Origin of the sequence: Bradyrhizobium liaoningense (assembly GCF_018130785.1) — a bacterium.
Lineage (GTDB): Bacteria > Pseudomonadota > Alphaproteobacteria > Rhizobiales > Xanthobacteraceae > Bradyrhizobium > Bradyrhizobium liaoningense_A.
The window spans coordinates 1-18,609 of sequence record NZ_JAFCJT010000013.1 but is presented as its reverse complement, the minus strand read 5'-3'; the positions used below and the strand labels follow the sequence as shown (position 1 = coordinate 18,609).

At 65.6% G+C, this 18,609-nt stretch carries 15 protein-coding genes; 10 read left to right on the top strand and 5 right to left on the bottom strand.

What is annotated here, in order from left to right:
• Nucleotides 1-42: 42 nt before the first annotated feature.
• Nucleotides 43-903, bottom strand: a complete 861-nt coding sequence (locus JQ627_RS23940) for a sulfite exporter TauE/SafE family protein (protein ID WP_212486563.1) — start codon at nt 901-903, stop codon at nt 43-45.
• A 487-nt stretch (nt 904-1,390) separates the two neighbouring features.
• Here JQ627_RS23940 and sdhC point away from each other — a divergent pair, with 487 nt between their 5' ends.
• The 10 genes from sdhC to JQ627_RS23890 all read left to right on the top strand — a co-directional run bounded on the left by sdhC (nt 1,391) and on the right by JQ627_RS23890 (nt 13,281).
• Entirely contained in the window at nt 1,391-1,789 is a 399-nt protein-coding gene (gene sdhC / locus JQ627_RS23935) for a succinate dehydrogenase, cytochrome b556 subunit (protein WP_212486562.1), read from the top strand.
• On the top strand, nt 1,786-2,190 hold the full coding sequence (sdhD, locus tag JQ627_RS23930; protein ID WP_212486561.1) for a succinate dehydrogenase, hydrophobic membrane anchor protein: 405 nt from the start codon (nt 1,786-1,788) through the stop codon (nt 2,188-2,190). The genes sdhC and sdhD overlap by 4 nt, the downstream gene beginning before the upstream one ends.
• A gap of 3 nt (nt 2,191-2,193) precedes the next feature.
• Nucleotides 2,194-4,029, top strand: coding sequence for a succinate dehydrogenase flavoprotein subunit (sdhA, locus tag JQ627_RS23925; RefSeq protein WP_212486560.1), 1,836 nt, complete (start codon nt 2,194-2,196; stop codon nt 4,027-4,029).
• Nucleotides 4,030-4,071: 42 nt separating this feature from the next.
• Entirely contained in the window at nt 4,072-4,854 is a 783-nt protein-coding gene (locus JQ627_RS23920; RefSeq protein WP_008138003.1) for a succinate dehydrogenase iron-sulfur subunit, read from the top strand.
• Between the two features lie 191 nt (nt 4,855-5,045).
• The gene (locus tag JQ627_RS23915) at nt 5,046-7,202 is read left to right on the top strand and encodes a hybrid sensor histidine kinase/response regulator (protein WP_212486559.1); all 2,157 of its coding nucleotides are present in this window, start codon (nt 5,046-5,048) and stop codon (nt 7,200-7,202) included.
• A gap of 52 nt (nt 7,203-7,254) precedes the next feature.
• Nucleotides 7,255-9,213 (top strand): ABC transporter ATP-binding protein/permease, encoded by a 1,959-nt coding sequence (locus tag JQ627_RS23910; RefSeq protein WP_212486558.1) that lies wholly within the window; start codon nt 7,255-7,257, stop codon nt 9,211-9,213.
• 212 nt (nt 9,214-9,425) lie between these two features.
• Entirely contained in the window at nt 9,426-10,256 is an 831-nt protein-coding gene (locus JQ627_RS23905) for an FkbM family methyltransferase (RefSeq protein ID WP_212486557.1), read from the top strand.
• 16 nt (nt 10,257-10,272) lie between these two features.
• A complete protein-coding gene (locus JQ627_RS23900) occupies nt 10,273-10,659 on the top strand; it encodes a VOC family protein (protein WP_212486556.1) in 387 nt (128 codons plus the stop codon).
• 84 nt (nt 10,660-10,743) lie between these two features.
• On the top strand, nt 10,744-10,986 hold the full coding sequence (locus JQ627_RS23895; RefSeq protein WP_212486555.1) for a hypothetical protein: 243 nt from the start codon (nt 10,744-10,746) through the stop codon (nt 10,984-10,986).
• A gap of 186 nt (nt 10,987-11,172) precedes the next feature.
• Nucleotides 11,173-13,281, top strand: coding sequence for an OmpA family protein (locus JQ627_RS23890; protein ID WP_212486554.1), 2,109 nt, complete (start codon nt 11,173-11,175; stop codon nt 13,279-13,281).
• A 54-nt stretch (nt 13,282-13,335) separates the two neighbouring features.
• Here the strand turns inward: JQ627_RS23890 and JQ627_RS23885 are convergent, their stop codons facing one another.
• From JQ627_RS23885 to JQ627_RS23870, 4 genes are all read right to left on the bottom strand, one after another.
• Nucleotides 13,336-14,292, bottom strand: coding sequence for a homocysteine S-methyltransferase family protein (locus JQ627_RS23885; RefSeq protein WP_212486553.1), 957 nt, complete (start codon nt 14,290-14,292; stop codon nt 13,336-13,338).
• A 104-nt stretch (nt 14,293-14,396) separates the two neighbouring features.
• A complete protein-coding gene (locus tag JQ627_RS23880) occupies nt 14,397-16,154 on the bottom strand; it encodes an alkaline phosphatase (protein ID WP_212486552.1) in 1,758 nt (585 codons plus the stop codon).
• Nucleotides 16,155-16,256: 102 nt separating this feature from the next.
• Complete coding sequence (gene argG, locus JQ627_RS23875; RefSeq protein ID WP_212486551.1) at nt 16,257-17,594, bottom strand: argininosuccinate synthase; 1,338 nt, start codon at nt 17,592-17,594, stop codon at nt 16,257-16,259.
• 93 nt (nt 17,595-17,687) lie between these two features.
• On the bottom strand, nt 17,688-18,464 hold the full coding sequence (locus JQ627_RS23870; protein WP_212486550.1) for a phosphatase PAP2 family protein: 777 nt from the start codon (nt 18,462-18,464) through the stop codon (nt 17,688-17,690).
• Nucleotides 18,465-18,609 lie beyond the last annotated feature (145 nt).

The following is an 18,609-nucleotide window of genomic DNA, read 5'->3' as shown; positions in this document are numbered from 1 at the left end:
GCAATGACCCTGAGGGTGTAGGACGCGCGTGCCCCAAACCTGTCACTGCCCGCCCACCAGGCTCATCACAAACCGGCTGCCGACGATAAACAGGTAGCAGCCGAACGCCACCTCCAACGTCCGCTTCGACATCGCATGCGCGGCTCTCACGCCGAGCGGCGCGGTGACGAGGCTCATCGGCATCACCAGCACCGCGCCGATCAGCGAGACGTAACCGAGCGCGAACGGGATTTGCAGCGCGGCGACGGCCGGATAGGTCGCAGCCGCCGGCCAGCCGGCATAGATGTAGCCGAGCGCGCCGGGAATCGAGATCAGCACCGCGAGCGCCGACGAGGTCGCAACTGCCTGGTGGATTGGCCGGCCGTAGAACGTCATCAGCAGGTTCGAGAACAGGCCGCCGCCGATGCCCATCAACGTCGAGAGAATGCCGACGCAGAAGCCGTAGACGCGCATCAACGGCCCCTTCGGCAGATCATCGCCGAACTTCCAGCCTTCGCGCGCGAAGATGAGACGCGCCGCGGCCGAATAGGCGACGCAGACGAACACGATCTTGAACAGCCGCTCCGGCGCGTAGCGGGCGATCACGCTGCCGGCGACGACGCCGATCACGATCGGCAGCCACCACACGCGCAGGATCGTCATGTCCACGGCGCCGCGCTTGTAGTGCGCCTGGAACGAGCGGATCGAGGTCGGGATGATCACCGCGAGCGACGTGCCGATGCAGAGCGGCATGCGTACCTCGAGCGGCACGCCTGCGATGCGGAAGCATTCGTAGAACACCGGCACGAGGATCGCACCGCCGCCGATGCCGAACACGCCGGCCAAAAAACCGGAGAGCGCGCCGGTTGCGATCAGCAACAGCGCGAGCTCGACGATCTCCTTGATATCAAGACCTGCAATCACCCCTGACCTGCCCCGGCGACTGGTCGCAACTTCTCCGAGACGTCCGTTCGGAAAGCTGTGTTCGGAGCTTTAGGCGATCTGATTCCCGCGGTCGACACGCTGCGCCTCCCGGCTGGGGTGGAATGCAGGCTGCGCATATCCGAAGCGGACCGCATGAAAGGCCCGGGAAGCACACCTGCGCCGGGCTGACCGACGCCTTGGAGAGTTTGGACGGCATGGTCCGTTTAGAGGCGTTCCAATAGCAATTTCAATGCACCGGAGCGAGCAGACAATTTATGAATTAATATTCAATCTTTCGTTGGCGGACCGACGCCCTGGTATACCAAGCCCCTGATTGGCCTTGTTTCATCAACGCTCTAAGGCTGAACCACCGTTCGATTTATGGCGATTTGGAGATTGCGCAGGCGGAATCGACTCCGTAAATAGAGCCGACCTTTCGCGATCCCCGCGCGCCCCATGCTGGGCCGCAATAAAACATCAAAAGCCCATGACCGCACGGATCGAACGACCGCTTTCCCCCCACATGCAAGTCTACCGCTGGACGCTGACGATGGCGCTGTCCATCGTTCATCGCGCCACCGGTATCGCCCTCTACGTCGGCACCCTGCTGCTGGCCTGGTGGCTGATCGCGGCGGCCTCCGGCCCCGCCGCCTATGGCCACGTCCAGGCCTTCACCGGCAGCATCATCGGCCGGCTGATCGTGTTCGGCTACACCTGGGCGCTGATGCACCATATGCTGAGCGGTATCCGGCACTTCGTGTGGGACCTCGGCTACGGCTTCAAGGCCAATGAGCGCGAAGCCCTGACCTGGGGCGCGCTGATCGGCGGTATCGTGCTCACGGTCCTGATCTGGATCATCGCCTATGCGATCGGAGGTGGACGATGAGCACGGCCGACACGCCGAAGCGCAGCATGCGCACCCCGCTCGGCCGCGTCCGCAATCTCGGCGCAGCCCATTCCGGCACGTCCGATTTCTGGCGCCAGCGCATCACGGCCGTCGCCATGACGCTGCTGATGATTCCGGTACTGGTGATCATCATGATGCTGCTCGGCAGCAACCAGGCCGGCGCCAAGCAGATCCTCGGCTCGCTGCCGGTCGCCATCATCATGGTGCTCTTCATCGTCGCCAGCGCCTGGCACATGAAGATCGGCATGCAGGTCGTGATCGAGGACTACGTTCACAACGAGAAGCTGAAGCTCGTTTCGATCATGCTCAACAATTTCTTCGCAGCCGCGGTTGCGCTCGCCTCCATCTACGCGCTTCTCCAACTTTCATCGGGAGTGTAACCCATGGCCACAGAGACGAATGGCAAGGGCAACGGCGCTCCCGCCACCAACGGAAAAGCCTACCCGATCGAAGACCACACCTATGACGTCGTCGTGGTCGGCGCCGGCGGCGCGGGCCTGCGCGCCGTGGTCGGTTGCAGCGAGGCCGGCCTGCGCACAGCCTGCATCACCAAGGTGTTTCCGACCCGCTCGCATACCGTCGCGGCGCAGGGCGGTATCTCCGCTTCGCTCGGCAACATGCACAAGGATGACTGGCGCTGGCACATGTACGACACCGTGAAGGGGTCGGACTGGCTCGGCGACCAGGACGCGATCGAATACATGGTGCGCAACGCGCCCGAGGCCGTCTACGAACTCGAGCATTGGGGCGTGCCCTTCTCGCGCACCGAGGACGGCAAGATCTACCAGCGTCCGTTCGGCGGCATGACCATGGACTACGGCAAGGGCCAGGCGCAGCGCACCTGCGCCGCCGCCGACCGCACCGGTCACGCCATGCTGCACACGATGTACGGCCAGTCGCTGCGTCACGCGGCCGAGTTCTTCATCGAATTCTTCGCCATCGACCTGATCATGGACGACCAGGGCACCTGCCGCGGCGTCATCGCGCTCAAGCTCGACGACGGCACGCTGCACCGCTTCCGCGCCCAGACCGTGATCCTCGCGACCGGCGGCTATGGCCGCGCCTACGCCTCCTGCACCTCGGCGCACACCTGCACCGGCGACGGCGGCGGCATGGTGCTGCGCGCCGGCCTGCCGATGCAGGACATGGAGTTCGTGCAGTTCCACCCGACCGGCATTTACGGTTCGGGCTGTCTCGTCACCGAAGGTGCGCGCGGCGAAGGCGGCTATCTCGTCAACTCCGAGGGCGAGCGCTTCATGGAGCGCTATGCGCCGTCCGCGAAGGACCTCGCCTCGCGCGACGTCGTCTCGCGTGCGATGACCATCGAGATCCGCGAAGGCCGCGGCGTCGGCAAGAAGAAGGACCACATCTTCCTTCATCTCGACCATCTCGATCCCGCGGTGCTGGCCGAACGCCTGCCGGGCATCTCCGAATCCGCAAAAATCTTCGCCAATGTCGACGTGACGCGCGAGCCGATCCCGATCGTGCCGACCGTGCACTACAACATGGGCGGCATCCCCACGAACTATCACGGCGAGGTCCTGACCAAGAAGGACGGCGACGACAACGCGGTCATCCCCGGCCTGATGGCGATCGGCGAAGCCGCCTGCGTCTCCGTGCACGGCGCCAACCGCCTCGGCTCCAACTCGCTGATCGACCTCGTCGTGTTCGGCCGCGCCGCGGCGCTCCGTCTCGCCGAGAAGCTGACGCCGAACGCCACGCAGCCCGAGCTGCCGGCGAACTCGTCCGAGCTGGCGCTCGGCCGCCTCGACCATTACCGCTACGCCTCCGGCGGCACGCCGACCGCGAAGCTGCGCGAAGGCATGCAGCACGTGATGCAGAACAATTGCGCGGTGTTCCGCACCGGCGAAATCCTGAACGAAGGCCAGAACCTGATCGAGAAGGTCCACAGCGGCATCACCGACATCGCCGTCTCCGACCGCTCGCTGGTGTGGAATTCGGACCTCGTCGAGACGCTGGAGTTCGACAATCTGATCTCGCAGGCGGTGGTCACGATGAACTCGGCCGCCAACCGCACCGAGAGCCGCGGCGCGCACGCCCGCGAAGACTTCTCCGAGCGCGACGACAAGAACTGGATGAAGCACACGCTGGCCTGGCTGGACGACACCGGCAAGGTCAAGATCGAGTACCGCCCGGTTCACGACTACACCATGACCAACGACGTGCAGTACATCCCGCCCAAAGCTCGCGTTTACTAAACGTCGCGCGTGTACTGAGCGAACAGCGAAAGCTTTATCGAAATGGTTGAATTCGCACTTCCGAAGAACTCGAAGATCAGCGGCGGCAAGACCTGGCCGAAGCCCGCGGGCGCGACTGAAACTCGCGAATTCCGCGTCTATCGCTGGAATCCAGACGACGGCAAGAATCCGAGCGTCGACACCTATTACGTCGACACCAATGATTGCGGTCCGATGGTGCTGGACGGCCTGATCTGGATCAAGAACCACATCGACCCGTCGCTGACCTTCCGCCGCTCCTGCCGCGAAGGTGTCTGCGGCTCCTGCGCCATGAACATCGACGGCCAGAACACGCTGGCCTGCACCCGCTCGATGCACGACGTGAAGGACGGCGCGGTGAAGATCAACCCGCTGCCGCACCAGCCTGTCGTGAAGGACCTCGTTCCCGACCTCACCAACTTCTACGCGCAGTACGCCTCGGTCGAGCCGTGGCTGAAGACGACCTCGCCGACGCCGCAGAAGGAATGGCGCCAGAGCCACGAGGACCGCGAGAAGCTCGACGGCCTCTACGAGTGCATCCTGTGCGCCTGCTGCTCGACTTCCTGCCCGAGCTATTGGTGGAACAGCGACCGCTATCTCGGTCCCGCCGCGCTGCTCCAGGCCAACCGCTGGGTCTCCGACTCCCGCGACGAGGCGACCGGCGAGCGCCTCGACAATCTCGAGGATCCGTTCCGCCTCTACCGCTGCCACACCATCATGAACTGCGCCAAGGCCTGCCCGAAGGGCCTCAACCCTGCCGAAGCCATCGCCGAGCTGAAGCTCAAGATGGTCGAGCGCCAGATTTAGGCCCTCTTCATGCTACGGCCCCCGGCCACCGCGGCCGGGGCGTTCTACGATCGACCTCAGTTTGAGTAGAATTTGCCAAAACCTGCGCCGCGGGTGAGCCTTCCAGGTACAACCGAAGATTACCGCCATAAGCCGCTTCCTTCCTGGCGGGAAATTCAGCTAAGCTTCCGGTCGGGGGACCGGGAGCGACCGTGCAGGGCGCGCAACGCAACTCGCTGAGACTGCTGCAGTGGATGATGGCGGCATCCCTGGCGCTGCCGATTGCACTGTTCGTCTTCACCTCCGCGATCTCGTACACATCGACAAGGGACATCGCCGATCGCGAGATCGAGCGCACGCTCGACGTCGCGCATGAACATGCGCTCAAGGTGTTCGAGACCATCGACCGCAGCCTTGCCGAGCTCAACGAGGTCGTGCGCGGCCTTCCCGACGAGGTCATCCGCTCGCGCGAACCGGCGCTGCACCGCCGCCTGAAGCGGCTCACCGATTCGTTGCCGCAGCTCAAATCGGCCTGGATCTTCGACGCGAACGGAAAATCGCTGGTCAACAGCCTCGCCTCGCCACCGCAGGATCTGAGTTTTGCGGACCGCGATTACTTCTACGCCCATGTCGACCAGAACATCGGCACGTTCGTCGGCACGGCCCTGACGCCGCGTCCGCCCTATCAGGGTGCACGCTTCTTCAGCGTGAGCAGGCGTCGCGAAACCGACGATGGCAGCTTCATCGGCGTCATCCAGGCCTCCGTCCTGCCGGAATATTTCGAGAGCTTTTACGCCAGGATCGGCTCCGATCCCGGCAGCTTCTTCGCCATGGGACGCACGGACGGCGTGGTGCTCACCCATTTTCCCCGGCTCGACCGCGACTTCCGGCTCGATCCGACCGGGCCGGTCGGGCAGCAGATCGCCGCTCACCCCGAGCACGGCCTCATCACCATCGCCTGGCCTTCGGATGGAATCGAGCGGCGCGTCGGCTACAGGCGCGTCGCCGAATATCCGATCTATGTCAGCGCCGGGCTCGAGACCTCGGCGATCCGCGCCCGCTGGTTCGCCACCATGGGCCAGCATCTGGTGTTCGGCATTCCCGCCACGGCGCTCCTGTTCCTGCTGCTCGCGTTCGCGTTCCGGCGCACCCAGCATCTCCACGCCGAGGCCACGGCGCGGCGCGAGGCCGAGGAGGCGCTCAAGCACAGCCAGCGGCTCGAAGCACTCGGGCAGCTCACCGGCGGCGTCGCGCACGATTTCAACAATCTCCTCACTGTGATCCGCGCCTCGGTCGACCTGCTGAACCGGCCGCAACTGACCGAGGAGCGGCGGCAGCGCTACGTCACGGCCATTGCGGACGCGGTCGCGCGCGCCGGCAAGCTGACCTCGCAGCTTCTGGCGTTTGCGCGGCGTCAGACGCTGAAACCGGAAGTGTTCGACGTCGGGGAGCGGATGCAGTCGCTGCACGACATGCTCGCCACGTTGCTCGGGCCGGCGATCGAGATCGGAATCCGGCTGCCGGCCGAGCCCTGCCTCGTCAAGGCCGATGCCGGCCAGTTCGAGACGGCTCTGATCAACATGGCGACCAATGCGCGCGACGCCATGCAGGGCAAAGGCAGGATCACCTTCGCCGTGCAGGCTGCGGCGACCGTGCCTGATGCGCCCGCGCACCTCTCGGGCAGCCGTGAGCTTGCAGGCAGCCATGGCTTCGTCAGCGTCGCCGTCAGCGACACCGGCATCGGCATCCCCGCTGCACGATTGGGACGCATCTTCGAGCCGTTCTTCACCACCAAGCAGGTCGGCCAGGGCACCGGTCTCGGCCTGTCGCAGGTGTTCGGCTTCGCCCGGCAATCCGGCGGCGAAGTGACGGTCGAGAGCGAGGTCGGCCAGGGCAGTACCTTCTCGCTCTATCTGCCGCGCGTGCCGGCGGACCTGCTGCCGCAGCGGCAGGCGCCCAACACCGCGCCGGCGGTGGCCGGCAGCGGCATGTCGGTGCTCTTGGTCGAGGACAATATCGAGCTCGCCAATTTCGCTGCCGACGGCCTCACCGAGCTCGGTTACAGCATCACTTTGGTGGACAACGCCACCGATGCGCTCGCCGATCTCATCGCGGACGCAGATCGCTTCGACGTCGTGTTCTCCGACGTGGTGATGCCCGGGATGACCGGGCTGGATCTGGCGCAGGCGATCCGCGACCGCGGCATCCGCGTGCCGATCGTGCTGACCACGGGCTACAGTCAGGCCCTGTCACAAGATGGCGTCGCCGGCTTCGATCTCGTGCAAAAGCCCTATTCGATCGAGGAATTGTCGCGCGTTCTCCATCGGGCCGCGAGGCTCCGGCCGGTCCGCGACGGCGCCGCCGAGTGAGGCCGGCACGGAACCAACGGGAACCGATTGATTTGGTTCGCGTTACCCGCGCATGCACAAGCCGGCCGCAAAGCGCGAACAGGGCAAAGAGCCGCCCATCGTCGAGATCACCGGCGAGAACGGCGATGAGATCGCACCGCCGCCGCCCGAGCTGGTCGAACCCGACCTCGAGCTCTCACCCGAAGAGGCCGAACAGGCTCGCAAGGACTATCTGCTGACGCGCTTCTGGATCAGCGCACGCGGCTTCTGGGGCCGCAACGGCGACCGACTCGCCTGGCCATTCTCGATCGGACTCGGCGTGCTGATCATCCTGACCGTCGGCTTCCAGTACGGCATCAACGTCTGGAATCGCGCGATCTTCGACGCCATCGAGAAGCGCGAGGCGAGCACCGTCTTCCATCTCACGGCCGTGTTCTTCCCGCTCGCGATCGGCAGCATCGTACTCGGTGTGGTCCAGGTGTTTGCGCGCATGGGCATTCAGCGGCGCTGGCGGGCCTGGCTCACGGCAAGCGTGCTGACGCGCTGGCTTGCCAACGGGCGTTATTATCAGCTCAACCTGGTCGGCGGCGATCACAAGAACCCGGAATACCGCATCGCCGAGGATCTCCGCGTGGCGACCGATTCCCCGGTCGATTTTCTCGCCGGCGTGACCTCGGCGCTGTTGTCGGCCGTCACTTTCATCGTCGTGCTCTGGACCATCGGCGGCGCGCTCACGGTCACGCTTGCGGGATCGACTATTACCATCCCCGGCTTCCTCGTCATCGCCGCGATGCTTTATGCTGCGATTGCCTCCGGCTCGATCCTGGTGATCGGGCGTCAATTCGTGCAGGTCTCCGAGGACAAGAATCAGGCCGAGGCTGATTTTCGCTACACGCTGACGCGCGTGCGCGAGAACGGCGAGAGCATCGCGCTGCTCGGCGGTGAGGAAGAAGAACGCGGCGGCATCGACCGCAATTTTACCAACGTGCTGCGGCAATGGGCGCGGCTTGCCGGACAGCATATGCGCACGACGCTGGTGTCGCAGGGATCGAGCCTTGTGGCGCCCGTGGTCCCTCTCTTGCTTTGCGCGCCAAAATTCCTCGACGGCAGCATGACGCTCGGACAGGTGATGCAGGCGGCCTCCGCCTTCACCATCGTGCAGAGCGCGTTCGGCTGGCTGGTCGACAATTATCCGCGGCTGGCCGACTGGAACGCCTGCGCGCGCCGCATCGCCTCGCTGATGATGTCGCTCGACGGCCTCGAGCGCGCCGAGCAGGGCGACGGCCTCGGCCGCATCAAGCGCGGCGAGACCAGCAACGAGGCCATGCTGGAGATGAAGGATCTCTCGGTCACGCTCGACGACGGCACGGCCGTGGTCGGCGAGACCGAGGTGGTGATCGAGCCGGGCGAGCGGCTGCTGGTCGCCGGTGAATCCGGTACCGGCAAGAGCACGCTGGTGCGCGCCATCGCCGGGCTATGGCCATGGGGCGGCGGCAGCGTCAATTTCCATCCGGACCGACGGCTGTTCATGCTGCCGCAGCGGCCCTACGTGCCCTCTGGCAGCTTGCGCCGCGCTGTCGCTTATCCCGGCGCCGAAGAGGACTGGACCGTCGAGGAGATCGGCGAAGCCCTGCACAAGGTCGGCCTCGATCATCTCAAGGAGAAGATCGAGGAAGAGGGACCGTGGGACCAGACGCTGTCCGGCGGCGAGAAGCAGCGCCTCGCCTTCGCGCGGCTGCTGCTGCACAACCCCGACATCGTCGTGCTCGATGAAGCCACCTCCGCGCTCGACGAGAAGAGCCAGGACAAGATGATGAAGATGGTTACCGACGAGCTGCCGAAGGCGACCATCGTCAGCGTCGCCCATCGCGTCGAGCTGGAAGCCTTCCACAGCCGCAAGATCGTGCTGGAACGTCGCAAGGGCGGCGCAAAACTCGTCAGCGACATCGACCTGATCCCGCGCAAGGGCAAGCGCAAGCTGCTCGGCCGCTTCCTGCGCCAGCGCAAGGCCGCGCCGAAAAAGGCGGCGTGAGGCACGCGTTGTCGTCCCGGACAAGCGAAGCACAGATCCGGACCCATACCCACAGGATTGAGTTTGGCGAAGACTCGGAGTGGGGATCTCGCGCTACACTCCTCCCTGTGGTTATGGGTCCCGGGCTCGCTTCGCGCCCCGGGACGACAGCGAGATTGGAGTCCCCGGCAAAACCGGCTATGCATGCGCCGCTTGCAACGAGGACCGCCTGCTTGACGCCCGACAACGCCCCTTCATCCGCGCCGTTCGGCGCGTTTGCGCCGAACGCGGCGCAGGCTGCGATCATCCGCCTTGCGCAACAGTCGGGGCTGAAGCGCGGTGCGTTCCGCCCTTGGATGTCGCGGCTGGTCAACCTGCTGCGCGGCGGCCCTGTCGACGTGCAGTACCAGGGCGCCTCGTTCCGCTTCTACCATCAGGGCAGCGCGACCGAGCGCGGCGCGCTGTTCAACCCCGACTACAATCTCGACGAGCTCGACTTCCTGCGCCGGCACACGCCCGCAGGCGGTACATTCGTCGACGTCGGTGCCAATGTTGGCACCTTTGCGCTGGTGATGGCGCAGCAGGTCGGCACCAAAGGCAAAGTGGTCGCGATCGAGCCGCATCCGCTGACGTTTGGACGGCTCGCGTTCAACCACGCCGCATCGAAGGCGACGCAGGTGCGCCTGGTGCAGGCCGCCGCGGGCGACAGCGACGGCGAGCTGATGATCGAGAGCGGCGGCGGCAATCTCGGCGCCACGCACGTCGTCACCGGCACGGCCAGCGCCGAGGCGATCAAGGTGCCATCGCTGCGGCTGACGCGCATTCTCGACGAGGCCAGCGTCGCGCAGGTCGATTCACTCAAGATCGACGTCGAAGGGTTTGAGGACCGCGTGCTGATCGGCTTCTTCCGCGACGCGCCGCAAGCGTTGTGGCCGCGCGCGGTGGTGATCGAGCATCTGTCACAAAACGAATGGCAGCAGGATTGTATTGCGGACATGGTCGCACGCGGCTTTGCGATCGTGCGCAAGACGCGGAGCAATACGTTCCTGTCGCGCCAACCGTGAGCGAGGGAGATTTGCGATGATCGACCATCTTGGTTTTTCGGTCTCCGACTACGAGCGCGCGAAAGCGTTCTATGCCAAGGCGCTGGCACCGCTCGACTACAGCCTGATCATGGAAGTGAATGCGGAGCAGACCGGCCACGCTGCAGCCGCAGGCTTTGGCGCCAACGGCAAGCCGGACCTCTGGTTCGGTGCCGAAGGCGCGATGAACAAGCCGGTGCACATCGCGATTCTCGCCAAGGACCGCGCCACGGTCGATGCCTTCTACAAGGCAGCGATTGCGGCCGGCGGCCGCGACAACGGCGCGCCCGGCATCCGCCCGCATTATCATGCGAACTACTATGGCGCGTTCGTGCTCGATCCTGACGGACACAACATCGAGGCGGTCTGCCACGCGCCGGAATAGCGCGCGTTCAGGCACGACACGACAAGGAACATCGGCGCGGCATTATCGTTGTCATTCTCCAGACAACTGATCTCGATGATGCCGATGCCGATCGAACCGCCCGAGATTCCGCCGGCAACACCGGGCACCCCCTCCGAGCCGCCGCCAGGAATTCCGCCGGGCAATCCGCAGCCTGAAATCACGCCGCCGGTGCGCGAGCCCGGCGCGCCACCGCGGCCCGATGAATTGCCCGGCCACATGCCGGAAGAGATTCCATCGCGCGGACCGAACGGACCGCTCACGCCGAATCCCGCGACGGATGCAAGTTCGCTGCGCGATCACATGTGAGGCGAAGCATCACATGTGAGGCAATTGCAACCTGCGTCTGAATGCGCAATGAACGTCACCATAGTGAGGTGAATTGCGTGCAGAAATAAATCGGGCCGCGACCTCTTCGCCCGCCACATTCCGGCCTAACGCGTAGCCGTTCATCCCGACACTTCGTCAAAGAACCTTCCGGGGAAGTTCCACCATATGACCAACCTTCGTTTCGTGCTGCTTGCAACGACGGCTCTGACCGCGATGCAATTCGCAAGCTCCGCATCGCATGCGCAAAGCGCGCCGCCGCTCGTGGTCGCGCAGGCGCAGACACAACCACCAGAGACCGACAAATCGAAGCAGCCTCCGAAGGAAGCGCCGAAGGGACCGCCGCCTGGCGCACGTCCTGCCGCGCCACCTCCTCCTGCCGCAGCACCGCCCGCAGCTCCCGCGCGCCCCACGGCGCCGCCGCCCGCGGCAGCACCTCCACATCCTCCCGCTGCGCCGCCGCCGGCTGCCGCGCCGTCGCGCCCGACTCCGCCACCGCCTCCTCCGCCTGCGGCACGTCCGGCACCTCCGCCTCCGCCGGCAGCTCCCAAGCAGCCGTCGCCGCCTCCGGCTGCGGCACCCCAGCAGCATGCGCCTGCGCCAACTCCGCCGCCCCCGGCCGCGCAGCAGCACACGCCGACGCCGCCTCCCGCCGCAGCTCCGCCTGCCGCGCGTCCCGCGCCGACTCCGCCGGCAGCAGCAACGCCGCCCGCAGCGGCACCCGCACGTCCGGCACCTGCGGCTACGCCTTCACCAGCCGCGCCTGCGGCCCGCCCTGGCGCGGCTGCACCGACCGCCACGCCTGCTCCGACCGCGACACCTGCGCCGACGGCAACGCCAGCACCGGGCGCAACGCCCGGCGCACCGCCGACTGGACGCCCGGGCGCCCCGCCGCCCGGCGGACGTCCCGGCACGCCTCCGGCTGCAGGATCACCGACACCGGCCCCCGGTGCCGCGCCCGCTCCGACGGCCACGCCGGCCCCCGGTGCTCCGACGCCATCGCCCGGACGTCCCGGTGCGGGACCGGCGCCCACCCCAGGCGCAGCTCCGACCCCGGGCCAACAGGGTGGAACGCCTCCGGCCGGCGCGCCCGCTGCCGGAGCCCCGGCTGCACCGCCCCAGGCCGGTCTCCCGCCCCGGCCGCCAGCTCCTCCCGCCGGCGCCGCGGCGCCGACTGTCGTCCCCGGTACGCCGGCCGCAGCACCGCCGCCCAACAGGGCGCAATACGCGCCGCCGACGGTTGCACCGGCCTTCCGTGCCGCGCCGACGGTCGCAGCACCGCTGCCGCCACCGCCGCGTCCGCAGCAGCGTGACCTGACCCCGCTTGCGATCGGTGCGGGCGTGGTGGCCGGCGCAGTGATCGGCGCCACCATCGCCGACATGCACAGCCAGCGGCGCGAAGTCGTCGAAGGCGGCCGCACCGTCTACACCGAGCCGGACCGCATCATCATCCGCGATCCGGGCGGGCAGGCTTACGTCCGCGGCAACGACCTCTATCGCTTCCGCTACGGCGCCCGCGACATCCGCACCGACACCGTCGGCGGCGAAACCCGCACCGTCGTGGTCCGTCCCGATGGCAGCGAGGTGATCACCGTGGTCGGTCCGGACGGTTCGCTGCTGCGTCGAATCCGCAGGGACCCGCGCGGACGCGAGATCGTGATCATCGACAACAGCTATCGCGATCCGCGGGCGGTCGGCGGCTTCTATGTCGACGTGCCCCCGCCGGTGGTGAGCATCCCCTACGATCGCTACATCGTCGACGCCCAGGAAGCGTCGCCGCAGGTGATCTACGACACGATGCGTGCCCCGCCGGTGCAGCGAATCGATCGCCGCTACTCGCTCGACGAGATCCGCTACAGCCCCAATGTTCGCATGCAGATGCCGAGCATCGACGTCAACACGATCAACTTCGAGACGGGATCGTGGACCATTCCGCCGGACCAGGCGGCACGGCTCCAGGTGATTGCCGACGGCATCAACCAGGCGATCCAGGCCAGTCCGCAGGAGGTGTTCCTGATCGAAGGCCACACCGATGCGGTCGGCAACGACGTCGACAATCTGTCGCTGTCGGATCGCCGCGCGCAGGCTGCAGCCGAATTGCTGACGCAGCAGTTCAACGTGCCCGCGGAGAACCTGACGTCGCAAGGTTACGGCGAGCAGTACCTGAAGGAGCAGTCGCAGGGGCCGAGCCTGATCAACCGGCGCGTCACCGTCCGCCGCATCACGCCGCTGCTGAACGGCGGCCAGGCCAACGCGGCACCGCCTCCGCCGCGCTGAGGCGAAACGCACGAACGTAAATGGCCGGGAGCGATCCCGGCCATTTCATTTGGATCATGCGCTCACTGCCTGAAACGGCATGCAGGCATCGCAGATGGCTGCAACATGCCGGTGATCGGTGCCGCAGCAACCGCCGAGAATGCGCATCCGGGGGAGCGCGCGCCTGAGCGACTGGTAGCGGCGGCCGAGATCGGCGGGATCGCCACTGTCGAGCGTCTCGGACTCGTCAAGCTCGGCATGGCTCTTGATCGATGCATTGGCCCTGACGCCATGGATGCGCTCGACCCACGCCTCGCCGACTCCGAGAGCATTCTCGAAATGCGCCGGATGAGCACAGTTGATCAGGAAGTATTCGCAAGCGCTGTCCGTTGCGCCGTCGACTGCTTCGATCGCATCCCGCAAGGTCTCACCCCTGACAAGACGACCGTCGGTTTCGACCGTGAAAGAGATGGCGACAGGAATAGCCTGCCCTTTCGCCGCTCGCACGACACCGATGGCCTCGTTGATGCTGTTCATCGTGAACGCGGTCACCATGTCGGCATCAGCCTCGGCGAAGGCCGCGATCTGGGCGGCGTGATAGGTTTCCGCCTCCGCCGCGTCCATGTTGCCGGCCTTATAGCCGTCGCCACGCGGACCGATCGCACCGTTGATCACGCAGGACTGGCCGGAAATCTCCCATGCGCTCCGCAACTCCTCGAGGAAATGGATAGAGTGCATGTTGATCGCCTTGAGCCCGTCTGCATCGTAACCGAGCTTGGCGCCCCAGTCGGGATTGGCGCGCCAGGTCGGACTGTCAAGCACGAAGCCGAGCCCATGCTGCCGTGCGATGGCGAGATAGGTTTCGTAATATTGCTTCAAATGCTCGCGGCCCTCGGCCCGGTCGAGCAGCACGAAGGCCGCGAAGTGCGGCAGTTCCAGCCCTTTGTGAAAGATCAGGGTGGTCTCCATGCCGCCGTCGGTCAGGAAGATGCCGCCGCGGCGCTGAGGCAGATTTTCTCTGTATTTCGCCATTGGTCGCTCCGTCGCTGCGAGCCCCCACTCATTCCGTCGTTTCAACCTCCTTCCGGTCTCTTGCGAGATGGTGCCGCATAATGTCGCGCGGTACGCGACTGCTCCTACTGCGCTGCGGCGAGTCCAAGCGCATCGACCATCACGCGAAACACCTCGGTATTGTCCATCGAGCCGTGCACGCGCTCGCTGCCCGGCCCGGCCGCCGTCAGGATGACGTCTTCGCCCGAATGCACGCTGGCGCCGATCATCGCCGACAGATTGCCCGGGCGCAGCACCGCGCCGGGGACGTCCTTGTATTTATCGTTGGCCTTGAAGGTCCCGTCGTCACCGGCCTTGACGGTCGGCTCGTTGGGATTGTCGAGCTTCGGCCGGAACGTCTCGTAGTGGTCCGGCAGGCTGGCCGAGAAGATGGCGAGCCGGCGGCTCACATCGACGCGTGACGGATAGCCTTCTGTATCCGGTGCCGGATAGTTGGGAAATCCGGCCTGCTCGTAGACGCCGACGCGCTCGCGCAGCGGCACGTTGGGCACGGTGCCCATGTCGTCATTCACCGTGCCGACAAGGCTGTTGGGATGATTGTGGTCCGCCAGCACCAGGATGAGCGTGTCGTCGCCGCGCGCCTTCGCCCATTCGCGCGTCTGGCGCACCGCATTGTCGAGCATGATCGTGTCGTAGACCGCCCGCTCCATGTCGAGGACGTGCGCGTATTTGTCGATCAGTCCGGATTCGACCATCAGGAAGAAGCCGGTCTCGGTCTTCGAGAGCAGTTTCAGCGCGGCCTGCACCTGCTCGGTCAGATCAGGCTGCTCAGGAAATTTCTTCACGCCGCCGCCCTTGAGGAATTTGCGGTCAAGCACGCCGTCCATGTTGCCGGTCGCGAACAGGCCGAGCAGCTTGCTCGTCTCCGGCTTTGCGGCAGAAGCGCCGAGCTCGCTCGCGGTCGTCGCGACCTGATAGCCTGCGTCGCGGAACTTCGCGATGTAGTCGGCTTCGTCCTTGCGTTTGGAGCCGGCCGCGGACTTCGGCAGAAAATTCGCGCTGCCGCCGCCCATCAGCACATCCGGCTTCGCCGCGAAGAACTGTTCGACGATCTCGTCATAGGCGGCGCGCCGGCGGGTGTGCGCAACCATCGCGGCCGGCGTGGCGTCTTCGATCTCGGTGTTGGTGACGACACCGATCGCCATGCCGTGCCGCCGCCTGGCAAGACTGGTAATGGTCTCGACGCGAGGATCGTCGAACGGAGTCGCGGTGCGGTCAGCATAGACGCCCAGGGCGTTGACGGCGCTCTTGTGGCCGGTCGCATAAGCGCTGGCCGAGTTCGCGGAGTCCGTGATGATCGAGTCCGAGCCCGCTGTCGCCACCAGCGCCATTTGGGGCATGTCGTCGATCGCGAGCTTGCCGCGGCTCTTGCCTTCCGTAATCCCCTTCGACAGGATTCGCGCCGCGACCCGATGCGCCGGCGACATGCCGTCGCCGATGAACAGGATGACGTTCTTCGCCTTGCGTGGCCCCGTGTCGTAGACCGTCCATGCGATGCTGCGCTGATGCGTGCCATCGCTCACCTCAACCGCGACGCTGCCCGGCTTCGTCAGCGTGACATCGCGCAAGATCAGCGCCGACTGGTCCTTGCCGTCCTCGCGATCGACGAACGTTCCGGCACGGCCGAACGCGGCAGCATAGTCCGCGCCGTTTACCGTCACCTTCAACTTGGCCGGATCGACGGGGCCGGGAAACTCGACCTTGAAGTCGAACTGGGCACCGGCCAGGATTTCGGCACGATCGATCGGATAGATCGTCTGCGCCGACAGCGACGATGTCCAACAAAGGACGATGAAAGAGGCGAGTGCCGATCCCTTGACCATGCGCGATGCTCCGCGATCCGTTCCCAACAGGAACGGAAAGCTAGCGATCGAGAATGACACCGTCATTAAGTCGCGCGTCGCCCGGTCGGGCGACAAAAGGCCTCAGCTCTTGTCGCTCTCCAGCCGGAAGATCTGCGAGCCTTCGCTGCCCGACAGCAAACCGGTCTTCGAATAGAGACCGAGCTTCGTCCGCGTGTCCGCGATGTCGAGATTGCGCATGGTGAGCTGGCCGATGCGGTCGGCCGGCGTGAAGGCTGCGTCCTCAACCTTCTCCATGCTGAGCCGCTCCGGCGCATAGGTGAGGTTCGGGCTCTCGGTGTTGAGGATCGAATAGTCGTTGCCCCGCCGCAGCTCCAGCGTCACCTCGCCGGTGACGGCGCGCGCGACCCAGCGCTGCGCGGTCTCGCGCAGCATCAGGGCCTGCGAGTCGAACCAGCGGCCCTGATAGAGCAGGCGACCGAGACGCATACCGCTGATGCGGTATTGCTCGATCGTATCCTCGTTGTGAATGCCCGTGACGAGGCGCTCATAGGCGATGTGCAACAGCGCCATGCCCGGCGCTTCATAGATGCCGCGGCTCTTGGCCTCGATGATGCGGTTCTCGATCTGGTCGCTCATGCCGAGGCCGTGGCGGCCGCCAATCGCATTGGCTTCGAGGAACAGCGCGACGGGATCGGAGAAGGTCTGGCCGTTCAACGCGACCGGCTGGCCTTCCTCGAAACGCACGACGACCTTCTCGGCCTTGACGGCGCAGTCATCGCGCCAGAACGGCACGCCCATGATCGGGTTGACGATCTTGATGCCGCTGTCGAGGCTTTCGAGGTCCTTGGCTTCGTGCGTGGCGCCGAGCAGGTTGCTGTCGGTCGAATACGCCTTCTCGGCGCTCATCTTGTAGGCAAAACCCTGCGCGGTCATGAATGCCGACATTTCGGCGCGGCCACCGAGCTCGTCGATGAACTGCTGGTCGAGCCAGGGCTTGTAGATGCGCAAGGATGGATTGGTCAGCAGGCCGTAGCGGTAGAAGCGCTCGATGTCGTTGCCCTTGAAGGTCGAGCCGTCGCCCCAGATGTTGACGCCGTCTTCCTTCATCGCCGCGACCAGCATCGTGCCGGTGACGGCGCGGCCGAGCGGCGTGGTGTTGAAATAGGTGATGCCGCCGGTCGAGATGTGGAAGGCGCCGGACTGGATCGCGGCGATGCCTTCGTGAACGAGCTGCGTGCGGCAATCGACCAGCACGGCCTTCTCGGCGCCGAACGCTTCCGCCTTGCGCGGGATCTCGTTGTAGTCGGCCTCATCGGGCTGGCCGAGATTGGCGGTATAGGCGTAGCAGCGCGCGCCCTTCTGTTTCATCCAGAGCAGCGCTGCGGAGGTATCGAGGCCGCCCGAAAAAGCGATGCCGACTTTCTCACCCTTGGGCAGGCTTTTCAGGATCGTGGTCATGGCGCTTCCAATCGGGTCTCAAAGGGCTGATGTCATGGCGGGCTTGACCGCGCGAATATCAAATTTCGCAGGGATCGGCACGCATTTAATGGCTCAAACCGAAGGCTCTGGCCCCGTCTTGCGGCCGAACAGGCGCTGGCGGAGGCGATAGGCGGGCATGTTCAGCCGGGTCAGGGCGACATCGACCGCCGCGTCCGAAAACCGGGTCCGCGGCCAGCGGTAGATCAGCGCATAGGCGAACCAGATCACGACGAAGGTGACCAGGCCGGCAATCGAGACATCGGTGAAGAAGTGGCCGCCGAAGGCCATCCGCAGCCCGCTGGTGACCGCGCCGAATATGACCGCGCCGGCATAGGCGAGCGGGCGCCACGCAGGCGGGGCCAGCGCGGCCGGCGCCAGCGTCCAGAACGCGGTCGCGCCCTCGCCCGAGAAGAACGAGCAGTTGCGCGCGCAGCCGCCGCGCGGATCCCACCACGGCACGAACTGCTGGTCGCCGGCAAACTGCGTCACCACCACCGGGCGCGGCCGGCCCCAATAAGTCTTGAAGGTGAGATTGGTGAGGATGCCGGCCGACAGGATGATCGTGACCAGCAGGAACACGATCGCGCGCCCCGACACCATCAAGGGACGGTCGGGCCGGATCATCTTGACCACGAGCGCGACCAGCGGCGGCAGCACGAAGGCCCAGGCGACCCACATCGCAGCGTCACGCGCGAAGCCGGCCCATTCGTTCAGCTTGAGTGGAAACGTCTTCGTCTCGGGGTCGAAGAACAGGGCGGCGAGCTTGAGATCGAGCTCGGGATAGAGGCCGAAAACGACGCCGATCACGAGCCACAGCGCCAGGGCAATGAAGAGTCCAGTCCGGTTCATGGCGCGCGGTTTAGCGGAGTAGGAGGGGGATGGAAACCCCACCGGAAGTACCCATCCTCCCCTGGAGGGGTAGGGCTATCGCATATGGGCAAGGACGGAGAGGAGAAAGTCGTTATTCCACCTCGCCTGGAGCATTTTGTGGCTG

Excerpts from the sequence above, each read along its gene's own strand:
- sdhC (WP_212486562.1), top strand. The coding sequence starts at position 1,391 with ATGACCGCACGGATCGAACGACCGCTTTCCCCCCACATGCAAGTCTAC.
- sdhD (WP_212486561.1), top strand. The coding sequence starts at position 1,786 with ATGAGCACGGCCGACACGCCGAAGCGCAGCATGCGCACCCCGCTCGGC.
- sdhA (WP_212486560.1), top strand. The coding sequence starts at position 2,194 with ATGGCCACAGAGACGAATGGCAAGGGCAACGGCGCTCCCGCCACCAAC.
- JQ627_RS23920 (WP_008138003.1), top strand. The coding sequence starts at position 4,072 with ATGGTTGAATTCGCACTTCCGAAGAACTCGAAGATCAGCGGCGGCAAG.
- JQ627_RS23910 (WP_212486558.1), top strand. The coding sequence starts at position 7,255 with ATGCACAAGCCGGCCGCAAAGCGCGAACAGGGCAAAGAGCCGCCCATC.
- JQ627_RS23900 (WP_212486556.1), top strand. The coding sequence starts at position 10,273 with ATGATCGACCATCTTGGTTTTTCGGTCTCCGACTACGAGCGCGCGAAA.
- JQ627_RS23895 (WP_212486555.1), top strand. The coding sequence starts at position 10,744 with ATGCCGATCGAACCGCCCGAGATTCCGCCGGCAACACCGGGCACCCCC.
- JQ627_RS23890 (WP_212486554.1), top strand. The coding sequence starts at position 11,173 with ATGACCAACCTTCGTTTCGTGCTGCTTGCAACGACGGCTCTGACCGCG.
- JQ627_RS23885 (WP_212486553.1), bottom strand. The coding sequence starts at position 14,292 with ATGGCGAAATACAGAGAAAATCTGCCTCAGCGCCGCGGCGGCATCTTC.
- JQ627_RS23880 (WP_212486552.1), bottom strand. The coding sequence starts at position 16,154 with ATGGTCAAGGGATCGGCACTCGCCTCTTTCATCGTCCTTTGTTGGACA.
- argG (WP_212486551.1), bottom strand. The coding sequence starts at position 17,594 with ATGACCACGATCCTGAAAAGCCTGCCCAAGGGTGAGAAAGTCGGCATC.
- JQ627_RS23870 (WP_212486550.1), bottom strand. The coding sequence starts at position 18,464 with ATGAACCGGACTGGACTCTTCATTGCCCTGGCGCTGTGGCTCGTGATC.